This window comes from Leptolyngbya sp. PL-A3, from assembly GCF_039962325.1.
Classification (GTDB): Bacteria; Cyanobacteriota; Cyanobacteriia; order Elainellales; family Elainellaceae; genus Vacuolonema.
The window spans coordinates 50,747-73,322 of sequence record NZ_JAMPLB010000002.1 but is presented as its reverse complement, the minus strand read 5'-3'; the positions used below and the strand labels follow the sequence as shown (position 1 = coordinate 73,322).

Below are 22,576 nucleotides of genomic sequence, written 5' to 3'. Positions count from 1 at the left end.
AGTTCACCCTACATCACAGATTTAGGGTCCTTACAGAGATAACTGTTTGGAAGAGTAAGGCAGAACCTCACTCTTCCAAACAGTTATCTCTGTAAGGACCCTCAGGTATCAAACTGCTGAGCATAGTAGCGGGCATAACGTCCGCCTGCATCTAGCAGTTCGGCATGGGTGCCTGACTCGACCACCTGGCCTTGTTCTAACACCAGAATGCGATCGGCCCGGCGAACAGTGGCAAGGCGATGAGCAATGATGAAGACGGTGCGATCGCGCATCAATCGCTCTAGCGCTTCCTGCACCAGCGCTTCTGATTCAGCATCCAGAGCGGAAGTTGCTTCATCCAGAATCAGGATTCTAGGATTAAGCAGGACGGCGCGGGCGATCGCAATCCGCTGACGCTGTCCACCCGATAGATTCATACCCCGCTCTCCGACCCAGGTGTCGTAGCCGTCGGGGAACTGACGGATGAAGGAGTGGGCATTGGCAATCTTTGCCGCTTCTTCGACCCGCTCCAGCTCAAATACTTTTTGACCAAAAGCTATATTTTGGGCGATCGTGCCGGAGAACAGAATGGTTTCCTGAGGAACCAGCCCAATCTGGCGACGCAAGCTTTGAAAGGTTACCTGACGGATGTCCGTACCATCGATGAGAATTTGGCCCGATTGAGGATCGTAGAACCGCAGCAGCAAATTGACTAATGTGGATTTTCCGGCTCCTGATGCACCGACAAGGGCGATCGCCTCTCCCGGAAACGCTAGTAAACTCAGATTACGCAGCGTTGGTTGATGGGCTTCATATCCAAAGGTGACCTGGCGATACTCCACCTTGCCGCTAACTCGGGGGAGGGCGATCGCATTGGGTGCTTCCACCACCGACGGCTGCATATCTAATAATTCAAAGATGCGATCGACGGAGGCTTGCCCTTGCTTAAACTCGTTGTAGTTCTCTGTCAGGTGGGCAATGGGATCGATCAGCATGGCTACCGCTACGACGTAGCTACCAAATTCCTGCCCGGTCAGGTTGCCCAGGCTAATCTGCCATCCCCCCAGCAACAGCAGCAGCAATACACTCAAGGCATAGAGGAATCCGACGACGGGAAACTGCACCGATCGCAACCAGGCTGCCCGATACTTTGCCCGCCGATTTCGCTCCGCTTCTCGGGCAAACCGGGCAATCTCGTACTCCTCAGCGGCAAAGGCACGAATTAGACGAATGCCGCTAAATACTTCTGTTAATAGGGATGACAAGTCAGAGATTAAGCTCTGGCTTTTGCGGGAAAACACGAGCATCTGTTCTCCAAACCAACCGATGAGCCATCCCATAAAGGGCACCAGCACCAGGCTAGCGACGGTGAGTTGCCAGTTGAGGTACACCATGTAGCCAAACACGGCGATCAACTGCAAAATGCAGGGCGTAAAGTCATGGAAGACTTTATTGACCACCTCTCCGATGCGATCAATGTCTTCGGTTAAGCGATAGGTGAGATCTCCAGTTTGCTTGCGTTCGAAGTAACTGGGACTGAGGGTTTGGAGGTGGGCATAGGTGTGGTTGCGCAGGTCGAGGGCGATCGCCAGCGCCGCTCTAGCCATTAAAGAATCCTGGCCATACTGTGCGGTTTTTTGCACTAAAAATATCCCGGCTACCACCAGTGACCAGCGAGCCAGCGGCCCCACTTGCCCCTGCACCAACAAGCCCAGCATTTTTCCGGCTAACCAGGCAAGCAACGGCCAGGCAGCAGTAAAAACAGCGGTGCAGCCCAAAGCAAACGCAATGGTTCGCCAGTGTGGGCGAAGGTAAGGGAGAAGCCTTAAATAACTCGAACGCTGTTTCAAACCACTACCAAGATGCTTGCTTAGCTAGGCTATCAGGTTTCGCCCTCAAAACCCTACCGCCAAAAACGATGAGAGGGTGAGAGCACAGCTCTCACCCTCTCATCGTTTTTGACTGACTTATGGATGATTTGTGCGTTGCTGACGCCGCCAGATCCAGAGGCCAAACCCGATCCCTAGCGACAGAAGCACAATTTTGGAAACGGGGCCCAGATAATGGTCAACCTCGTCGTAGTTCTCGCCAAGAGCATAGCCCAACCAGGTCAACAACGTTGTCCAAATGACAGTTCCAATGGTGGAGTAAAGCAGGAACAGGGGGAAGTTCATCCCGGCTAGCCCAGCAGGCAACGAGATTAAGGTCCGTACCCCTGGCACCAGACGACCCAGAAATACGGCTTTACCGCCGTGTCGGTTGAACCAGTTGACTGCCTTGTCAATATCTTTGCTAGAAACCGTGATCCATTTGCCATAGCGATCGGCCCATGCTTTGAGCCGGGCTTCTCCAAAGAAGTACCCTACGAAGTACCAGGGGAAGGCTCCTAACACGGTGCCTATGGTGCCAGCGGCGATCGCTGGTAAAAATCCCATTTTGCCCTGACTGATGGTAAAGCCCGCTAACGGCATAATCAACTCAGACGGAATTGGGGGGAACAGGTTTTCCAGAAACATCAACATGCCAATCCCCAGGTATCCCAGAGATTCCATCATTTGCGTAATCCATTCAGTCATAGCGTCAGTGGGGCGATGGGTAGAAGAGTCAAGGTTGAGTCAATCCTAGGTACTTTAAGGAACCTGAATGGACAGGTTATCGAGTTTTCATAAAAACTTTTTGAGGTTTGCATCTGCTGTAAATCCTTATTGAAGAAGGGCCGAATTCTCGACCCTTCTCCAAAAGATTTAGTCGTGCGGGCTGAGCACACAACCCATACGCTTGATCAGGTACCCGCAGTCCAGGAGTTGATGTACTCGATCTGTTCAGAGGTGAGGGTATCCACAGCGATGCCCATGGCTTGCAGCTTCAGGCGAGCAATGTCCTCATCCAATTCCCGAGGAATGGAGTGAATGCCAGGAGCCAACTTGCCCTTGTTCTTCACCAGGTATTCAACGGCTAGAGCCTGGTTCGCAAAGCTCATGTCCATCACAGCGCTGGGGTGGCCTTCTGCGGCGGCCAGGTTCACCAGACGGCCTTCGCCCAGAACCACCACAGACTTGCCGTTGGTCAGACGATATTCCTCGGTGAAGGAACGGACAGTCTTCACTTCGCTGGCCATCGACCGCAGCGACTTGAGGTCGATTTCGATATCGAAGTGGCCAGAGTTACAAACGATCGCCCCATCCTTCATCCGCTCGAAGTGTTCCTGACGGATGACGTGTTTGTTGCCTGTCACGGTGATGAAGATGTCGCCCTGGGGAGCCGCTACATCCATGGGCACCACCTTGAAGCCATCCATCACAGCTTCTAGCGCCTTGATGGCATCAATTTCAGTCACAATCACGTTGGCACCCATGCCGCGAGCCCGCAGAGCGGTGCCCTTACCGCACCAACCGTAACCGGCGACCACCACAGTCTTACCGGCCAGCAGAATGTTGGTCGCCCGAATGATCCCATCCAACGTGGATTGGCCCGTCCCGTAACGGTTGTCAAAGAAGTGCTTGGTGTCTGCATCGTTCACGTTCATCGCAGGGAAAGCCAGCACCCCATCCCGCAGCATGGCCTTCAGGCGCACAATACCGGTGGTTGTCTCTTCGGTGGTACCAATTACATCAGCGATTTGGTCCTGACGCTCCTGAATCAGGGTGGCTACCACGTCGCTACCATCGTCAATGATGATGTTGGGGCGATGATCGAGAGCGGTCTGCACGTGGCGGTGGTAGGTTTCGTTGTCTTCGCCCTTAATGGCGTAAACGGAAATGCCATGGTGTACCACCAGGCTAGCGGCCACATCATCTTGAGTGGAGAGGGGGTTGCTGGCAATTAGCAGGGCATCTGCCCCAGCATTTTTGATGGCGATCGCCAGGTGAGCCGTCTCAGTGGTGACGTGGCAGCAGGCAATCAGGCGCAGACCCGCCAGGGGCTTTTCTTTGGCGAAGCGATCCTGAATTTGGCGCAATACCGGCATCTCCCGGCCTGCCCACTGGATCCGTTGCTGCCCCTGATCTGCCAGGGACAGATCTTTCACTTCATGTTTGACAATGGTTGTGGTGGTCATTTAGGGGAACCGTCTTAAGAAATCTTGAGAATTTGCTTTCACTAGCCTACCCATCTTCGTCCAATCCGACAAATGATCTACACCGTTAGCAGCGAATATCCTGCTAAAGAATGAGGCTGATGGTGAATTCAGCGAATTTTTAACTCATGCCCACAGAAGTGCCAGTTTGTAAGCTATCTCAGGGTTTGCTACAGCTTCAAATGGGCTAACTCAGAGGATGGTTTTTTTGAGGTTTGTAAAATCGTTGACCTTACCTCTTGAGAAGTCCGGGAAGCTGCGGTTGTTGCTACCCTTTGGAATATTTAACCTGTAACTAGGTTTTGGGAACGCATCCGGAATTACCGTCTACGGCGGTGTAGAACAGAACCGTTCACGGTTTTAGGGGGTTTACTGTCAAATCCCTGGAGAAACCGAAAAAACTCTAGTTAGGAAATTACGACCCTGTCTGCTTGGGTTAACCTCGCTAGAATATAAGGTAGGAAGAATCTTTTTAGCTGGTGGCACGTCTGTCCTGGCTAGGAGCCGCCCCACCCCATCCATTTGAGCTCTGGCTCTAAACGTGGGTATCTTCTAACCCCGTGTGAATCAACTGATTTATCACGGTAGAGGTTGGCTCCATTGTCCTCTCGCATACAGCTTTATGGAATCTGGTAGTCAAGTCGAGACTTTTACTGAACCTCCTCCGCATCGTCTTGCAAACATCGCAGGTACGCTGATCGCCCTGGTGACGTTAATTCTACCTGTAGCGGCGATCGCCTACTACTCCACCAGTCCACCCCCTGTTTCCACCCCTAATACGATCTCGCCAACGTCGGCTCCTGCCACCCACCAAGGTCTATAGGGTTTGAGAACCACCTCTGGATTTAGAGGCATTCGATCCATCCCCGTGAGGGCAGTGTTTCATGCGGTATTTAAGCGAAACATCAGCGGATCAAATGTCCTCTTTTACAAGTTAATTCCCGTCTTCCCATAAAATGCTATTCGGGTAGGCTGGTTTTTATGGCTGTGGCTGGTTATCCTGTCACAGCTTTTGGCTGGTCATACTCAACCGAAGCACAGAAGACGGAGAGTTATTGTGGATTTATCGCGCATTCCGGCTCAACCGAAACCGGGTTTAATTAATGTCCTGATCGAGATTCCTGCGGGCAGCAAAAATAAGTATGAGTTTGACAAAGACCTGGGCGCGATGGCCCTGGATCGGGTGCTCTACGGCTCCCTGATGTATCCCTTTGATTATGGCTTTGTGCCCAACACTCTGGCTGACGACGGCGATCCCCTGGATGGCCTGGTAATTATGGATCAGCCCACCTTTCCGGGTTGCGTGATTGCAGCACGTCCTATTGGAATGCTGGAAATGGTTGATGGCGGCGATCGCGACGAGAAAATTCTCTGCGTTCCCGACAAAGACCCCCGCTATGCCCAGGTCAAGACCCTAGCGGATGTCGCTCCTCATCGGCTTGAAGAGGTTGCCGAATTCTTCAGAACTTACAAGAATCTGGAGAAGAAAGTGACCGAAATTCTGGGGTGGAAAGATGTTGATCTAGTTATGCCCCTGGTCGAGAAGTGTGTAAAAGCTTACCAAGCTTAATCCAATGGGGTCTGGCGGATGAGACTTTGTAACAATCTCATCCGCCGGCACCGTGAAATAAACACCATTTCTGCCAGAATTGCTATGCTAGAGAATCTGGGATATCTTCATCGCGTCTTCAGCCCGGGTTGGATGACAATCCCAGGCATCAGGGAACTCTATAGCCAGGGGACAACTTGCCCTGCCCACTACGATTAGGCCGATTCCCAAATGTTAGGTTTTGACCCGACCAACGCTGAAGCCAACACTGGTTCAACGACCTCCTTCAATCCGGTGCCGGACGACTTTCAAGTTCGGTTTTGGGGTGTGCGAGGCAACATTCCAACGCCCGGTGTAGAAACTACACGGTTTGGGGGTAATACCTCTTGCGTAGAAGTTGTGGTAGCTGGCCAGCGCCTCATTTTTGATGGCGGTACGGGATTACGGCTTCTAGGTAAGTACCTCCGGCCACGATCGCCCGTCTCGGCCCACATCTTTTTCACCCACACCCACTGGGATCGCATCCAGGGGTTCCCGTTTTTCATGCCCGCCTTTGTGGAGGGGAATCAGTTCAGCATCTATGGAGCTGTGGGGCCAAATGGCGCATCCATTAAGCAGCGGCTCTGTGACCAAATGTTGATTCCCAACTTTCCGGTGCCACTTCAGGCAATGCAGGCTAGTTTGCAATTTCACGATATTTCGGCTGGTTCGATTATTCCCATTGATGGGGTAACAGTGGAAACAATTTCCCTTAACCGGCCCCATGGTGCTTTGGGTTATCGGATCGCCTGGGATGGCCATTCTGTGGTCTATGCCACTGACACGGATCATGAATCGGGTGCGCTGGACCAGGGGCTACTCTATCTGGCTCATGAAGCCGATGTACTAATATACGATGCTTTCTATACAGAGCATATTTACAAAGGGGATCAAGGGGCAGAGCATCGCCCAGCCATGTGGCAAGCAGGAATTGAGTTAGCGATCGCCGCTAACGTCAAAAAGGTGGTCTTATTCCATCATGACCCGGAGCACGACGACCAGTTCCTGGAGCAGGTTGAAAAGGATATTCAGCAGCAGTTTCCTAATGTTCTTCTAGCTCGGGAGGGGATGACCATTCCTCTAGTTAAGACTCAGGGGAAATCCGATTAGCTCATTAACTCAGTGGCAGGTTGGATTTAGTCGAACAACACTGTATCGCTGTCAAAGTTTGGAGCGACGGCTCCTTATATTGTTGGTGCTACGTAACCTCAGTTCGGGTTAAGGGTGTTTTCGAGTGCCGCGCAACGCGCGGCACTCGAAAACGCTCATTTTGGCGTGCGCTTTGCGCACGCCAAAATGAGCACTTCAGCTTATCCCGAACTGGGGTTACGTATCGTCAATATGAGAAGTCCTGTTTTTAGCCCCGCAGGGATTCACGCCCTCAAAAACTGCCTCATGTAGGAGGTCTAATAATGGCGAAAAAAAACAGGGGTGAATTTCACCCCTGTTTTTTATGTGAAACTAACTGCCTTAACTTTGAGGCTTAATTTGCTTGGCCATATCTAGGAATGGATTCAGGCTGGGGCCAGGACGGCGACGGCTTGAAGTCCCATTCACGGAAAAATTGGTGGCAAAGTTGGTAGGTTGAGGTTCAGCTACAGCGACGGGCTTGGTTGCAGCAACCGTGGGAGCGGGATTAGCAACCTTCCCATTCGTGCTGGCCGCAGCAGGAGCTGCTTTAGCTTTTGCTGCAGGCTTTGCCTCGGCCTTGGCCGGAGCAGGCTTTGCCTCGACTTTAGCGGGAGCAGGTGCTTTTGCTTCCGTAGAAGCACCTGCGGCTGTATCTGCTTCCAGGAAATATTCTGATTTCTTACCTAAACCGATGAGCTTGAAGAGGCCCCCAAAAATTGCCCCCAGGACGGCAAAAAGACCACCGAATAGTTTATTGATAAAACCCATTTGTTTGACTGCTCCAAATGCTACGCTACCAGGTCACGGATCAGATTCAACCGCTGTTTCAATCAGCAATTCGTTCAAGTGCTTATTACGCCGGAGGGACATTGATGAGCAGATGCGTCCCTAAGGCCGCTGCATCCCAAACCAGGGTGACTCATAATGTCTCAGCTATTCCTTATTATCCCTATCAAGGGACAGGTTGGATGAACTGACTTAGGAGATTTTCGGATGAAGTTTTTCGAAGCGATCGCCGTTATTCATGTGGTATGAGACTTAAGCACAGTTGTTAACCTTAATTCGAGATAAGCCAAGAGCCCATTTTGGCGTACACTCCGAACACGCCAAAATGGGCCGCTCGCATCTGTAGGGTTTAGATCAAGTTTGTGGGGTGGACGTCAGCAATTCTCAGTATGGGTATCAAAGCCAAGAGTTCACGCCCTACGGGCGTGAACTCTTGGCTTTGATACCCGAAAACCGCGCGAAGGCGCGCGGTTTTCGGGCCTGATTTCAAAATGAGAATTGCTGGGTGGACGTAGGGGTAAGGTAGGGGTGTTTTACTTTCATTAGATGCTTTAGTCCGGCGATCGCTGGGGCGATTCTGCAGGAATAATGGTTAGGCTCTGCCGGGTTGCGTCACGTATCACGGTAAGAGTAGCCGGTTGATCGACTTGCTCCTCAGTGAGGCAGCGGTGTAAGTCGTCAATGCCCGTTACACGTTGGGTGTTGAACCCGATGATGATATCGCCCAGCCGTAACCCAGCTCGTTGAGCGGGGCTGTTGGCTTCGATGGAGGAGATGCGAACGCCGCTCTCGAAGGTGAGGTCAAGCAATCGCACGAGCCGACGAGGAAGCGAAATATTTTGGCCACCCACCCCAATGTAGCCCCGACGAATACGTCCGTTTTGAATGAGCTGACCAGCCACGTAACGGGCTGTGTTGACGGCGATCGCAAAGCAAATCCCCTGTGCTGGAAGGATAATGGCGGTGTTCACACCAATAACCTCGCCTCGAGAATTAACTAAGGGGCCACCAGAGTTACCGGGGTTCAAAGCTGCATCGGTTTGAATGATGTTGTCAATCAGGCGGCCAGTACGGGAACGGAGCGATCGCCCCAGAGCGCTCACAACTCCGGCGGTCAGGGTAGCCTGGAAGCCATAGGGGTTACCGATGGCGATCGCCATCTGCCCTACTCGTACTTGATCAGAATCTCCCAGCGTAACAGGCACCAGCGTTGGCGCATGAACTCGAATGACCGCCAAATCTGTTTCTGGATCGCTGCCCACTAGATCAGCAGCACCCCGCTGTCCGTCGGGTAGGGTGACTTCCAGACGGCTTGCTCCTTGAACAACGTGGCTATTGGTGAGAATGTATCCGTCTGGTGTAAGCACAAACCCCGAACCATTGCCAGCGAGGCCACTTCGCTGCCCACGCCGTCCCCACACCTCAATGTTCACAACGGATGGACTGACGGTTTCGGCAACATTGACTACGGCCTCAGAGTAGGCATCCAACAAGGGGCCGTCGTTCACTCGGGGTAGCTGTGCCGGACCATGAGACTCGGAGCCAGAATTTGAGACGAACTGCAAACCAGTCATGTGATTGCTCCCTGGCACGATGAGAAGGGTGTTTCCATTGTGCCGAGCGCCCTCAACATTGGGGGTGCAAGAATGGTACGGTCGTCTCTCCTGACAGGAACGGAAATCGCGACTTGAGCGTTAAAGAGTCTGCTGGGAAATGTCTACAGGTTTTTGGTTTCTAACGCGTGGGGCAGAACTTCACCCTCTTCTGGAAAAACATTGATAGAAAACATGCTCTGCAACGCCGTTAAGTAGGGCGAAAATGTTTTGTAGTTTTCGGGGTTAAGGCGCCGTTGCAATTCCTGATTTAAACCTTCAACTAATTGACGCACTAAATTCCACTGCACCTTTAGTGGGGGATAGAGCATGACACAAAGCGGAAAGAGTTCTTCCTGAACACTCGTCATGCTTTCTTCCAGTACACACAAACAAAGGTAAATTTGGAACATTTCGATGTCCCGAATGCTGGAAGTTTTGACGACGGTATTGCTCAAATAGCCACTATAGGTTCGATAGCTAGAATTTTGCTCCGCTACATGGGCTGCAATAAACTCAGCAATGCGAGTCGATAGGGGCAGAAGCTGCCGTACTGCGAGCAATGCAGGCGCATTTAAGGAATGTTGAGCGGCTGCATCATAGGCTCTTTGTAGGGGCATATAAAGGTGATCATCCATCACCTTGAAGTAGTCAGCAATGAAGATTCGTTCCACAGGGGTCAATTCCTCAAGAAGGAATTTGCCTGTGAAATGAAACTGCATACTTAGAAACCCTAAAAGCCGGGGGTCAACCGCCGTATGATGCTGACGAACTTGACCGCATTGAGGTGAAATAATGACGGAAAACTTTTCAGGGGTGATGTGATTCTGATAGTTTTCACATGCTTTTTCAAACAGTTGGTGGGAGTCTTCAGCAATACGCCAGGGATTAATATGGCTGGGGTCAATCCGATGTCTCGCAATCTCTTTGATAAGAAGATTCTCAGTTTTTGTCCAGGCCTGGGAACTGCAAAATCTGAGGCGATCGCGCAGTTTAGCCGCAATCCTGGTGCGATCGCCTACAGGAGGCGATCGATCTTCGCGCTCTGAAGGGTCACACAGGTTTTCGATATATTTTTTTGCCCAAAGGCCAGCTAAAGACTGATGGTCGGTCGAATTAAACCCTGGCTGCATAAAAACCTTCGTTATATTCACTTAGAATGAATGCTGAATTTTGGGCAAATCCCAATGGTTTTTAGGATTATACCGAGACTAGGTGTGATCTTCGTTACATGCCTCCTATTAAGAATTACAACTTTAGAGGCGATCACTACATTTATCTCATCAGATTTATCATATACGTTCTGCTACGTGACCAAAACCTAGAACTCTAGTAGGCTACGGCCTAAGTTCGTTGCCTATTTTTTGTGGTGGGGTGCGAAGCACCCCACCACAAAAAATAGGTTGTACACTTCTGCCTCAGCATACTAGTATTAAGCAGCAGAAATTAACCTCTGTTTGAAGCCGGGGGATCAAAGCATCCCAGCTTTAAACAGGGGCAAACTAGGTCGTTGAGTATTAGCTGTTTACCATGCTGCTTTTGACAAGTCAGCCTGTCAAAATCGCATAGTAGATGACGAGATACAGTAGGGAGTGGCCTAAAATTGCCAACCCCTATCTGCCCAGATTACCTCTACATCCTTACTACTGAGCTAGATCAGGGAATACCTGCTGAACAGCAGGATGAACCAGCTCATGGTGCCGAACGTTAAGCCCTCCGGCTAAGGATGCATCCATCTCCAATGCTTTGACACCGTAGTTGGCTAACTTCACGACATAGGGAAGGGTGCTGTTATTTAGCGCCTGAGTCGCTGTCCAGGGAACGGCTCCCGGCATGTTGGGCACTCCGTAATGGACGACATCCGAAACCGTGTAGGTTGGGTTGCTGTGGGATGTAGGGTGCAGGGTTTCTACACAACCACCTTGATCGACCGCCACATCCACAATGACCGAGCCAGGTCTCATTTGGCTAACCAGTTCTTTTGAGAGCAGGATCGGGGCCCGACGACCAGGCACCAGGACTGCACCTACAACCAGATCCGCTGTTCGAACCGCCGGTTCAATGGCGGCAGGGCTGCTGTAGAGCAACTCGACCCGAGACCCAAATAGGGTTTCCAGGTAGCTTAGCCGTTCGACATTAATGTCAAAAATTTGCACTCGGGCACCCATGCCAACGGCAATGCGAGCGGCTTCTGTACCCACAACGCCACCCCCCAGTACGACAACATGGCCTGCTTGTACTCCGGGTACGCCTCCCAATAATACGCCCCGACCCCCTTGCTGGCGCTCCAGGTAGCGGGCTCCAAACTGGACTGAGAGCCGGCCGGCAATGATGCTCATGGGAGTGAGCAGGGGTAGAGTGTGATTGGGAAGTTCGACGGTTTCGTAGGCGATCGCCGTGACCCCAGCCCGCATCAGTTGCTCGGTCAGTTCGCGAGTTGCAGCCAGGTGCAGATAGGTAAATAACAACTGATCCTTTTGCATATAGCCATATTCATCGGGCAATGGCTCCTTCACTTTGACCACCATCTCGCGGTTCCAGGCACTTTCGGCGGCAGGAACGATGGTGGCACCGATTGCTTCATAATCTTCGTCTTTAAAACCAGAGCCGAGACCCGCGTTGGTTTCTACAAAAACGCCATGCCCGGCTTCAACCAATGCGCGAGCGCTAGCCGGGCTTAATCCTACGCGAAACTCCTGGTCTTTAATCTCTTTGGGGACACCGATTTCCATAGCAGACCTCGATGATGTGTAAAACTGGCTCTACTTCTAGCTTAGGCATAATTTCGCAGCCCTTCTTCACCCAAGGGATTGAGCCATATCCATGAGCCAGTAATCTCATACCGATGGGAATAGACAGAGTCGGGTGGGTGCTGTACTCCCGCCTGGCTCTGTATGTCAACCACTAAAGTTTTCGGGCCAGGGCTTTTCCGAGGGGCGAGCAAAGCGCACCCCTCGGAAAAGCCCTGGCTCCGACATCAGCTTACCTATGGCTGTAGCTCCATTATGTAAAAGGGACTACATGGGCTTGACGATTCTCCCAACCCTTCTACAATAAGAGGGAATGTAAAGTTTTGTAATAAAGATGACTCAGTCTACTCCTCAACCCACTGTCACTCCTACTCTAGACGTTCCTAAGTTCGGGTTCAATGACTACGCCGAACGGTTAAATGGTCGTGCAGCTATGGTTGGTTTTGTCATTACTCTGATCATTGAATATGTAACGGGACAAGGGCTTATGTCCTGGCTGGGTCTCCTCTAGAGATTTAGTTGTTATGGAAGGGCGATCGCCCTCTGTCCAGCTATTTGTGAGAGCGTCGGCGTGGTCCACGCTCTCATAGTTGTTTTAGGACTTATACATTTTTATTATGTGGAGTGTATGAAGCACACCCCACACAATAAAAATGTATAAGTCCTATGTCTACGAATACGGCTGAGCCAATGAATTTTGGGGCTGAACGCTATAGTTTTAGAAAGGTCAAGAAGCCTGCATCTCTCAGCTATAGAGCACACGCCAATGGTTTCCCTCTCTTCCCCCACAAACCCTCTTCTCAAGGTCGGAGATGTCGCCGAACGCACGGGCCTTCCCTCTAAAACGATCCGCTACTACGATGACATTGGTTTGCTGAGTCCGACGGTTGAACGCTCAGAAACAGGTTATCGGCTGTTTTCGACGGATGTATTAAATCGGCTAGCTTTTATTAAACAGGCTCAGGCTCTGGGGCTGAGTCTGGCTGAAATTCACCATATTTTAGAGATTCGCGATCGCGGCGAGTTGCCCTGTGGTGAAGTACGCCAGCACCTGGAGGCAAAGGTTGATGCGATCACACGGCAAATTGAGGCACTCATATTGTTGCGGGCTGAGTTGCAAGGCATTTTGTCGGGTTGGGACGAGCATCCATCGGGCGATCGCCTGGCTCACACCATTTGCCCTAACTTACAAAAGGATTAACTGGCCTACAAATCTTCTTTACAGCGCTTTGCGCTTGCAGCAGCCACGGTTGTTTTTGTGAGAGCCGCGCTCCGCGCGGCTCTCACAAAAACAACCAGATTTTAAGCGGTTCTCGCTTTAGAAAACAAGAGGGGTGGCATTGCCACCCCTCTTGTTTAGTTCACAACGAAGTTTACAAGTTTACCCGGTACGACGATCACCTTCTTGATCTCCTTCCCGGCGATGTACTTCTGAGCTAATTCAGATTCAGTAGCGAGTTTCTCCAGGTCGTCCTTGCTGGCCGTAGCAGGTACCTGAACTGTTCCTCTCGTTTTACCCATCACCTGAATCACTAAAGAAATTTCATCCACCACCAGGGCTTCCGGATCAACCTGAGGCCAAGGAGCGAGATGAACCGATTCTGTATGGCCCAGCCCATGCCATAGTTCCTCAGCAATGTGAGGGGCAAAGGGAGCCATCAACACAATCAAGGTTTCGATAGCTTCAGCGTAAACAGGGGAATCCTTGCAGCTTGCATCTGCCAGAGCATTGCTCAGTTTCATCAATTCCGACACAGCGGTGTTGAACTGGTAATCACCATCTATGTCTTCGGTGATTTCCTTAATGGCCGTGTGGACAGCGCGCCGCACATCCTTTTCTGGTTTCGTGGTTGCTACGGGAGTTGTACGAGGGGGCTGGTTTTCGCTGTATTCCGTTACTAGGCGCCAGACGCGATTGAGGAAGCGGGATTGGCCTTCCACGTCGGCATCATCCCATTCCAAATCCTTTTCAGGAGGAGCTTTGAACAGGATAAACATACGCGCCGTATCAATGCCGTACTTCGCAATCACATCCTCCGGTGCAACCCCATTGCCCTTGGATTTGGACATAGTGGCGTAGAGCCGTTCTAGAGGATCGCCGGTTTCGGGGTCACGGGGGTCATTGGGGTCAGTGACGCGATCGGAGGGAATCCACTGGTCTTTACCACTGCGTTTGGGGTTGCGGTAGGTGAGGCCCTGCACCATGCCCTGGGTCAGCAGACGTTGAAAGGGTTCATCGAAGTTGAGGAGGTTGCGATCGCGCAAAAACTTCGTAAAGAACCGCGAATACAGCAAGTGCAAAATCGCGTGCTCAATCCCACCCACATACTGATCCACCGGCATCCAGTTGTTTGCCTTAGAGGGATCGAACACCTGTTTCCCATTCCGCGCATCGGTGTAGCGCAGGTAGTACCACGAAGAATCGATAAAGGTGTCCATCGTGTCAGTCTCCCGCTTGGCTGCTGTGCCACAGCACGGACAAGACACATTCACCCACTCTTCCAGCTTGGCCAGAGGAGATCCGCCTCGTCCTGAGAACTCCACGTTCTCTGGCAACAGCACGGGCAGGTCGGCATCAGGGACGGGTACAATGCCACAGCTTGGGCAGTGAATCACGGGAATGGGTACACCCCAATAGCGCTGCCGGGAAATCAACCAATCCCGCAAGCGGTAAGTGGCGGTTCCCTTCCCCTTGCCGTTGGACTCCAACCACTGAATGGCCGCCTCCACACTCTGGCCTTTGCCCTTTCCGGCAGGTGTTCCATCCAACGGGCCGGAGTGAACCATCACACCGTCACCGGGCCAAGCCTCTGCCATGGTATCGCCATCTAATTCCTGCCCTTCTGGCTGAACGACAACTTTCACCTTCAGGTCAAATTTGCGGGCAAAGGCAAAGTCACGTTCGTCGTGAGCCGGAACCGCCATGATGGCACCTGTGCCATAACCCATGAGCACATAGTCTGCAATCCAGACGGGAATCTTCTCGCCGTTGACGGGGTTGATGGCATAGCTGCCCGTCCACACCCCCGTTTTCTCGCGATCCTCCATCATGCGATCGACTTCGCTCTTCGTAGAGGCTTCTTTCTGGTAAGCCTGTACCGCTGCCAATTGCTCAGGAGTGGTCAGCTTTTCCACCAGAGGATGCTCGGGAGAGAGCACCATAAAGGTGGCGCCCCAGAGGGTATCGGGGCGGGTGGTAAAGACGGTGAGGTCATCCCCTGATTCCGTGGTGAAGGTGACTTCGGCCCCCGTAGATTTGCCAATCCAGTTTTCTTGCATTAATTTGACGCGATCGGGCCAGCCATCAAGCGTCTTCAGGTCTTGCAACAATTGCTCGGCATAGGCGGTGATTTTGAGGAACCACTGGCTCAGCAAACGCTTCTCTACCAGAGCCCCGGAACGCCACGATCGCCCTTCACTATCTACCTGCTCATTGGCGACCACGGTTTGATCCACTGGGTCCCAGTTCACCGCTGCTTCTTTGCGGTAGGCCAGACCTGCCTTCAGGAATTCGATAAAAATCCACTGGGTCCAGTGGTAATAATCGGGAGCACAGGTAGTCACTTCCCGATCCCAGTCATAGGAAAGACCTAGCCGCTTGAGCTGGCCTTTCATGGTTTCGATATTTTGGTACGTCCATTTAGCGGGATGAACGCCGCGATCGATCGCAGCATTCTCCGCGGGCAAACCAAAGGCATCCCAACCCATGGGATGCAACACACGATAGCCCTGCATCCGGCGAACACGGGCAATCACATCCGTGATGGTGTAGTTACGGACGTGACCCATGTGCAGGTTGCCAGAGGGGTAGGGAAACATGGACAGGGCATAGAACTTCGGCTTATCGGAATCTTCCACGGCCCGATCGAGCCCCTGTTCCGCCCAAACGGCCTGCCATTTTTCCTCAATCGTTGCGGGGGTGTAGCGCGACTCCACGAACGTCTCTCCTCTAGTGGACTCTCAATGATACATTTCTAGGCTATTGTGACACACTCAGGACGCCCATAAATTCGTGTGAGGTTGCATCCCAGTTTTGCGAGTGCTGTGGTTATGCCCACGGCACTCGCAAAGCCAGGTTTTGAATTCATTAGGTCGCCTGTTGAGGCACCAACAGGGTAAAGTGCGTCCAACCATCCTCGCTTTCAACGGTGATGGTAGTTTTTAGTTGCTCGGCCAGTTTTTGCACCAGCGCTAATCCCAAGCCCGTTCCCCCATGCTTATACCGATCGACCTGGAGAACCCGATAGAACTTTTCAAAGATGTGGGGAAGTTCGCTGGCTGGAATCTCAGCCTGGTTTGAGAGCCGAAACTGAATCCCTGGGATGCCGGATGGGGTCGTCATGCCACCTGTAACTTCCAAGTGAATGCCAGATTCAACGGGGGTATATTTGCAGGCATTGTTCAGCAGTTCAGCCAAGATGCGCTGCAAGATTTGGGGGTCGGAGGCCAGGATAGGCAGCTCCGGCGGGCAGTGAATGGAGAAGGTTTGGCGGTAAGTTTGCATACGGGTACGGAAGGGGTCGACGACCTTGAGTGCCCAGCTTGGTAAGTGGATGGGTTCTACAGCGATCGCCGACACTGACTCCTCCAACCGCTGCAAATCCAGCAGGTCGTTAATCAAATCCGCTTCACGGGCCAACTCGCTTTCCAAAATCTTCAGGTATTGCTGCTTCTTCTCCTGGCTCGTCGAGAGTTGCAGCATGTGCAGCGCCATTTTGAGATTGGCGATGGGAGTTCGCAGTTCATGGGAAACGGTGCTGAGAAATTGGTCTTTCAGTTGATTGAGTCGTTCTAACTCCTCAACTTGGGCTTTGGCGGCACGGTAGAGGCGGGCCTGGCGGATGGCGATCGCACACTGGTTCGCCACCTGTTGCACTAACCGAATATCGGAATCATTGAACACATACCCCTTCTCGTGGAGCAACCACAGGTCGCCCAGCACCGTCTGGTCGATACCCTCAGAAGAATCAGGATCGACGAAGATGGGACAGGCCAGCATAGCCAGCGATCCCCGCATCGGGTTGGGGTAGAGAGAACAAAATTGGAACGACAACCCATCCTTGAGCTGGCGGTAAATGTCGGGGGAATCTTCCATCCGCGACACTTTGCCGTAGGAAGCCGGGATTGAGTCGGTGTACTCGTACAGGATGGTGGAGGTGTTTTCGTCCAGGTTGTAGAGGGCCGCGTTACAACCGGACAGCTCCAACACGACCGTCAGTTCCTGCACTGCTGCCTGTAGAATCTGGTTCTCATCGAGGGAGTCACGCACCTTGTCAGTAATGCGCTTCAACATCGATTCGTACTTCAGCACCCGCCCAATCTGCTCAGTGCGTCGTTGAACTTCTTCTTCTAAATTGGCGTTGAGTTGTTGTGCCCGCTCATACATGCGGGAATGGTGCAGGGCGATCGCGACCTGATCCCCCAATTGCCGCAGCAGGTCGATCTCAAACCCCTGCCACACCCGCATCGATTCGCACTGATGCACCGACAACACTCCCAGCAGATGCCCCTCACGGGTAATGGGCACTGTTACCATTGCCTGAATTTGCTGTCGTTGTAGAAGTTTGACCATTTCCATAAGGTTGGGCAATGTTGCCACATCATCCAACACCCAGGGTTCTCCCAAAGCTTCGAGCTGGGTTGCCAGATCAACGGCGAGGGGTTGCAGGTCGGCTCCCAGCAGCGAATCCCACCCGGGTTTGACGGCTTCGGCGATCGCCTTCAAACTACCCGACTCGTCACTGTAGATCACGACCCGATCCGCCTGTAACACCCGTATCACTTCGGTAACGGTGTTGTGCAAAATCTGTCGTGGGTCAAGGGATTGGCGGATTCGTTGAATCACCAAATTGGTCAGGTGTTCTCGCTCAATGCGCTGGTGCAGGTCAAACTCGGCCTGCTTGCGCTGAGAGGCATCCCAGACCTGCCAGTGTAAGGGCTCCTCAGCATCACCTACCGTCCGAATACGGAAGACCCCATAGACCGCACGATCCAACTCAGAGCGCAAACACATCTCTAACTCACAGTGCCCCCCCTGTTGCTGCAAGTGGGCCAGATTGGTTTTGAGCACGGGCTGGGCGTCTATGGTGATGAGCTCGGTGAGCGATCGCCCCGACCATTCATCGGCCTTCAAACCGAAAAACCGTAGGGCTTCCTGGTTGACCCGCAAAAGTTGGCCTTCCCAATCGGTAACCAGATAGGCCATCGGCGCATCGTCAAAGAGCCGCTGATAGGCCACTCGCTCGCGCTCCTGGTGATCGGCGCGGGCCACCAGGTCAGAGTAGTTGTGATACAGCTTAAGAATGGTTTGCTGGAGTGCCGCGAGGGTGGTTTTGAAGACCGCTTTCTCGGGCGATCGCAGTATCGCCTTATCACCATTGGGAAAGCCTGTTTCCAAATCTAGCTCCCCTAGTTTCACGTCAGACGTGTCGGGAACAGCCATGCGAGGAGATTGAGGGTTCTCTGGTTTTCTCACAACTGGCCTCCGTTAGTAGGGAGCATCTCGTTGAGCCGACTTAACCCCTGGCAGCACCCCATCATTTCTTGCGATGCTAAAAGGAGCAATTGGAGACTGAAGACGTCACGGTAGATAACAGATTGCATTCTGTGGTCGCGGTAGAACCATCTGTTGTGCCTATGCAATCCCCTGGAGAAGCATGAAGTTCACTGAGGAATTATATGGCGATAAATCTGGATTGAGATGCGCTGAGTATGAACAATGAACCCAAGTACATTTCCGGATGACACATCCGTTAATAAGGCTCAAACAATTCGAGCCCTACCCTATCATACGCTCCCATTTCTAAACTAAAGGTCAAGTGTAAACAAGGACTGTTCTAAGCCTCTTGAAGTGCCCATTTCTATAGAGATGCCTTTTTTGGAGAGTGGCGCGCGAAATATAGAGCTTTGTTCGTTAGAACATCAAGAGCGAATAGGCGCACTGCCCCATTTGCTCCTGATGTCCTAACGAACACAACACTAGTACGCTGAGGCGGAAATCCATCACCTATGTTTTTATGTAGGGTGCTTCGCACCCTACATAAAAACATAGGTTGCGAACTTAGGCCGCAGCCTACTAGATACCACACTTAAAAAGAATATGTAGACAAAAAATAAAAGAAGCGGCCCTGGTTAACCAGGAGCCGCTCTATGCAGGAATTCAAAGCGAATTGTGCAAATTAGCGCACACTGCCCTCAAGACGAGCGGTATCGATAGGCTTCATGAGGTAGAGGCGCAACATATCAACCCCAATCGAGACGATATGGGGCACACTCTTCAGTAACTTCACAACTTTAGAACCGGGCTGGGAGTTAACCTCCACCAGCTCCATGTTGTGAGCAGCGGCATCGTCCATCAGACGAATGAAATCGGGGTGCTCAACGTTCAAAACGAGAGGAAAGACGCGGCCTGCGTTTTCATTGGTCTTCTTGATGACATGGATGTCATAGTCACGGGCATTCAGGCCCAGAGACGCATAGAATCCAGAACGCTGCAAGTCGTTCAAGTACATGGTGGCAAACACCGACAACAGGAAAAACCGGCACCAGAGGCGCGCTTTCCAGTCGTTCAGGATGCTGGGCTGGGCCCGCATAATTGCGTCGAAGAAGTCGCCATGACGGTTTTCGTCCTGACACCAGTTTTCAAAGAACTGGAAGATAGGATAGATGCGATTTTCGGGGTGAGATTCAAGGTGGCGATAGATGGTGATGTAACGCCAGTACCCGATTTTCTCAGACAGGTAGGTCGCGTAGAAGATGAACTTGGGCTTGAAGAAGGTGTAACTGCGGCTCTTCGTCAGGAAGCCCAGATCCAGCGACAGGTTGAAGTCTGACAATGCTTTGTTCAGAAAACCTGCATGGCGCGCTTCGTCGCGCGACATGAGGTTGAAGCACTCGGCCAGCACCGGGCTTTTGTCTTTTAGACGACGGCCCAGTTCTTTATAGAGCAGGAAGCCGGAAAATTCAGCGGTGCAGGAGCGCTCTAAAAACTCAACAAACAGCCGGCGGGTTTCCTCATCCATGGAATCCCAGGACTGATCAAAGAGTTCATTCCGTACAAAGTGATGGCGGTTATAGTCGATCCGGAATTCTTCCAGAATGGCTAGCAACTCATCCTCGTTGACGGAGATGTCCATTTTGGCCATCTCGTCAAAGTCCGTAGTGTAAAAGCGGGGAGTGAGGATGGTTTCCTTGGCAGGAACCTTAACCCCCGGACGGATTTCATCAAATTCGGGCTTTCTGAGGGAATCTACCATTGCTACTCGTAGGGTGCTTGCTAATGCGTTACCGCTTTTTCAAATAGGATAAGGCTGAACCTAGCCTATAGTCATTATTTCACGTCCATCAGTCTATCAGGCTCTAATCGTGTAATTCATCGGGACTTTGTTAAGAGTTGCAACTCTTAACGATCGCCTGTTGAGCCATGTTCAGATTTATTACGGCGTGGAAAGGGCATAGGGCTTAGCCTCATGCCCCTTCTGTACCTCTGGCTGCGGAACTATACGCTGAGGCGGAAATCCATCACCTATGTTTTGTGTGGGGTGCGAAGCACCCTACACAAAACATAGGTTGCGAACTTAGGCCGCAGCCTACTAGGCATCGAAATGATTGGGTGTAGTGCTTAACGCCACACAGGTAGTGTTCTAGACATGTAGATGGGTGGTGAAAGGGCCACTTCATGCCCCTTTCACCACCCATCTACATGTTTGAAACTGGCCTGTTACACACAATTATTTTGATTGAGATTCTTCGGGCTGTCCTACAACTTCGCGAAGGCGCTGGCGCACCTGTTCGTGGCGCTCTACGCCTTCATAGGCAAAGATGTTATAGCGACTGCGTTCAATCTGTACAGCCATGTTGCGCAGGCGTTCGTCCGTATCAGGATGAGTAGAGAGCCATTCCAGAATGACGTCGGGATTTTCTCGTTCCAGGGTTTCCATCATTGTGTGCAAGCCATCGGCAGCATACCCAGCGGTAGCTAGGAGACGTGTACCGAAGGCATCCGCTTGGCGTTCCATATCACGGCTGTAGCGCAGCAAGGCCAGGTCTGCAATGATGCCGCCATAGGGTAGGAGTTGGATTGTATTACCTGCCAGGGTTGACTGCATCATCAGCTCGAAGCCGTGAGACAGCACAGTGTGCGCCAGTTCATGAGCGATGAGGCCAGCCAATTCAGCTTCGGAGTTGCTGTTGAGAATGGCTCCTGAAAAGATGAAAATCTTTCCGCCTGGAAAAGCGAACGCGTTCAATTCTTCGTTGTCGACCACAAAGAATTCGTATTCAAACTCGTCCCGCCCGGTCATCTCGGCTAACCGTCGGCCAATCTCATTGACGTAATTCACCACCATTTCGTCTTCTACCAGTTCCAACTGGTCAGCGGCCTGGTTGGAGAAGGCTTCGCCCATGCCATCTTCCCCTTCCAGCAGCATCAGGTTGGTTTGTAGAGTGGTGAGTGGGCCGTAAAGGTTGCCTGTCACGACAAAGCTAAGGGCACTGGTGAGGGTGTTGGCGATCGCATTCAACGCCATATCCTCTCGCAGGTCGTCCTTGAACTCATCTAGATACTCACTGGCTTGAGCATCAAATTCAGCTGCTATTGGATCTTCGGAATTTAGCAGGGCAAACTGCCGGGCCGCAATGGAGGCTTCCAGTAAATGGTCTGTGCGGGCCAGGACAGAAATCCTGGTCCGCGTAAGTTCGGGATTGTCGCCAAACTGCCCGGCTGCCTGTTCTATAGCACTCAAGGCATCCTCCGGGCGCTCGCGCTCCAGTAGTGCCTCAGCATACCGAATCTGTCCGGGAATAAATTCGGGCTGTTGTTGCACCAACAGCTCCAGTCCTACCATTTCACGGCTGTCCTGTCCGCGTGCTTGCCCTTCCTGGGCCTCACGCCAGTACACAGTTCCTTCAGGAGATAGCAGGGCGGGGTCTGAGAAGGGTTGCACTTCCGGAGCAGGAGAGGCGATCGCCGTTCCAGGAGTTTTCGCTTTGCGATAGAGCCGTTCTGCTTCGTCGTAACGACCTGCCAACCAGAGGCGATCGCCCTCAATCAGCAATTGCCGCCGAGTTGCTGCATCTAATGCTGCTTCGTCGGGTGGTTTGGTATCAGAGGGGGCTGGGCCTGGTGGTGTTGTGGCCGCAGGCTCTGAAGGGGACTCCCGAGTTGATGGTGCTGCGGCCGCAGGCTCTGAGGGGGACTCCGGAATTGGTGGTGCTGTTGGAAGATCTGAAGGAGATTCCAGTGCAGGCGTTGCTGCGGTTGCTGTCGGGGGCGTTGCCAAAATATCCCAAGATTTTGCAACGGGTTGAGCTGTTGGAGTGCTCAGTTTTTCCGCCGCAATAGGACTTGTCTCAATTTCTGTTGACTCGTCAGAATCGACCCACAACTTAGGCCCGTCTGATGCAATAGCCTCAAACTTGGCAACAGACTGAGGGCCAGAGGTCGTTGGAGAAGGTTGTAGGGCCAAGCTGGGAACGGCGATCGCCCAGACTAACGCCCCCAGGAGAGGGTGGCTCCAGTGGAGCGATCGCTGCCAATCAATAACTCCCATCCGATTCATAACAACCTTCCTCGATTGGTGGGCTGCTAATTCCTAAGTACCGTATATCCAGTGCCGGTGAAAATTTTGAGGAGCCAAAAGCTCCTCAAAATTTTCTTGGCCAGGTAGACGGACTA

16 protein-coding genes are annotated in these 22,576 nt (G+C 52.1%); 5 read left to right on the top strand and 11 right to left on the bottom strand.

The features are described from left to right. Nucleotides 1–101: 101 nt before the first annotated feature. From NDI52_RS02090 to ahcY, 3 genes are all read right to left on the bottom strand, one after another. Nucleotides 102–1,829 carry an ABC transporter ATP-binding protein gene (locus tag NDI52_RS02090; protein WP_190772384.1) on the bottom strand — a complete coding sequence of 576 codons (1,728 nt, stop codon included), beginning with the start codon at nucleotides 1,827–1,829 and terminating at the stop codon, nucleotides 102–104. Nucleotides 1,830–1,946: 117 nt separating this feature from the next. After that, nucleotides 1,947–2,555, bottom strand: coding sequence for a DedA family protein (locus NDI52_RS02085; protein ID WP_190772385.1), 609 nt, complete (start codon nucleotides 2,553–2,555; stop codon nucleotides 1,947–1,949). Nucleotides 2,556–2,761: 206 nt separating this feature from the next. Next, the gene (ahcY, locus tag NDI52_RS02080) at nucleotides 2,762–4,036 is read right to left on the bottom strand and encodes an adenosylhomocysteinase (protein WP_190772386.1); all 1,275 of its coding nucleotides are present in this window, start codon (nucleotides 4,034–4,036) and stop codon (nucleotides 2,762–2,764) included. A gap of 640 nt (nucleotides 4,037–4,676) precedes the next feature. On the opposite strand from ahcY, the gene NDI52_RS02075 reads away from it, so the two are divergent. From NDI52_RS02075 to NDI52_RS02065, 3 genes are all read left to right on the top strand, one after another. Beyond that, nucleotides 4,677–4,877 carry a hypothetical protein gene (locus NDI52_RS02075; RefSeq protein WP_190772387.1) on the top strand — a complete coding sequence of 67 codons (201 nt, stop codon included), beginning with the start codon at nucleotides 4,677–4,679 and terminating at the stop codon, nucleotides 4,875–4,877. Nucleotides 4,878–5,111: 234 nt separating this feature from the next. Next, complete coding sequence (locus tag NDI52_RS02070; protein WP_190772388.1) at nucleotides 5,112–5,624, top strand: inorganic diphosphatase; 513 nt, start codon at nucleotides 5,112–5,114, stop codon at nucleotides 5,622–5,624. A 210-nt stretch (nucleotides 5,625–5,834) separates the two neighbouring features. After that, nucleotides 5,835–6,752, top strand: a complete 918-nt coding sequence (locus tag NDI52_RS02065) for an MBL fold metallo-hydrolase (protein WP_190772389.1) — start codon at nucleotides 5,835–5,837, stop codon at nucleotides 6,750–6,752. Between the two features lie 360 nt (nucleotides 6,753–7,112). Here the strand turns inward: NDI52_RS02065 and NDI52_RS02060 are convergent, their stop codons facing one another. From NDI52_RS02060 to ald, 4 genes are all read right to left on the bottom strand, one after another. Further along, nucleotides 7,113–7,541, bottom strand: coding sequence for a hypothetical protein (locus NDI52_RS02060; RefSeq protein WP_190772390.1), 429 nt, complete (start codon nucleotides 7,539–7,541; stop codon nucleotides 7,113–7,115). Nucleotides 7,542–8,110: 569 nt separating this feature from the next. Beyond that, nucleotides 8,111–9,133: a trypsin-like peptidase domain-containing protein gene (locus tag NDI52_RS02055; RefSeq protein WP_190772391.1), complete on the bottom strand. Its 1,023-nt coding sequence runs from the start codon at nucleotides 9,131–9,133 to the stop codon at nucleotides 8,111–8,113. 143 nt (nucleotides 9,134–9,276) lie between these two features. Beyond that, nucleotides 9,277–10,284: a hypothetical protein gene (locus NDI52_RS02050; protein WP_190789388.1), complete on the bottom strand. Its 1,008-nt coding sequence runs from the start codon at nucleotides 10,282–10,284 to the stop codon at nucleotides 9,277–9,279. 510 nt (nucleotides 10,285–10,794) lie between these two features. Then, on the bottom strand, nucleotides 10,795–11,883 hold the full coding sequence (gene ald / locus NDI52_RS02045; protein WP_190772393.1) for an alanine dehydrogenase: 1,089 nt from the start codon (nucleotides 11,881–11,883) through the stop codon (nucleotides 10,795–10,797). Nucleotides 11,884–12,235: 352 nt separating this feature from the next. Between ald and NDI52_RS02040 the strand changes: the two genes are divergently transcribed. Next, complete coding sequence (locus NDI52_RS02040) at nucleotides 12,236–12,412, top strand: hypothetical protein (protein ID WP_190772394.1); 177 nt, start codon at nucleotides 12,236–12,238, stop codon at nucleotides 12,410–12,412. Between the two features lie 255 nt (nucleotides 12,413–12,667). Continuing rightward, complete coding sequence (locus NDI52_RS02035; RefSeq protein ID WP_190772395.1) at nucleotides 12,668–13,102, top strand: heavy metal-responsive transcriptional regulator; 435 nt, start codon at nucleotides 12,668–12,670, stop codon at nucleotides 13,100–13,102. 155 nt (nucleotides 13,103–13,257) lie between these two features. On the opposite strand, the gene leuS is transcribed toward NDI52_RS02035, so the two are convergent. From leuS to NDI52_RS02015, 4 genes are all read right to left on the bottom strand, one after another. Continuing rightward, nucleotides 13,258–15,837, bottom strand: coding sequence for a leucine--tRNA ligase (gene leuS, locus NDI52_RS02030; protein ID WP_190772396.1), 2,580 nt, complete (start codon nucleotides 15,835–15,837; stop codon nucleotides 13,258–13,260). A gap of 151 nt (nucleotides 15,838–15,988) precedes the next feature. Further along, entirely contained in the window at nucleotides 15,989–18,376 is a 2,388-nt protein-coding gene (locus tag NDI52_RS02025; RefSeq protein ID WP_190772397.1) for a GAF domain-containing protein, read from the bottom strand. A gap of 703 nt (nucleotides 18,377–19,079) precedes the next feature. Beyond that, nucleotides 19,080–20,156 (bottom strand): magnesium-protoporphyrin IX monomethyl ester (oxidative) cyclase, encoded by a 1,077-nt coding sequence (gene acsF / locus NDI52_RS02020; RefSeq protein ID WP_190772398.1) that lies wholly within the window; start codon nucleotides 20,154–20,156, stop codon nucleotides 19,080–19,082. Between the two features lie 474 nt (nucleotides 20,157–20,630). Continuing rightward, nucleotides 20,631–22,460, bottom strand: a complete 1,830-nt coding sequence (locus NDI52_RS02015) for a M48 family metalloprotease (RefSeq protein WP_190772399.1) — start codon at nucleotides 22,458–22,460, stop codon at nucleotides 20,631–20,633. Nucleotides 22,461–22,576: the final 116 nt, after the last annotated feature.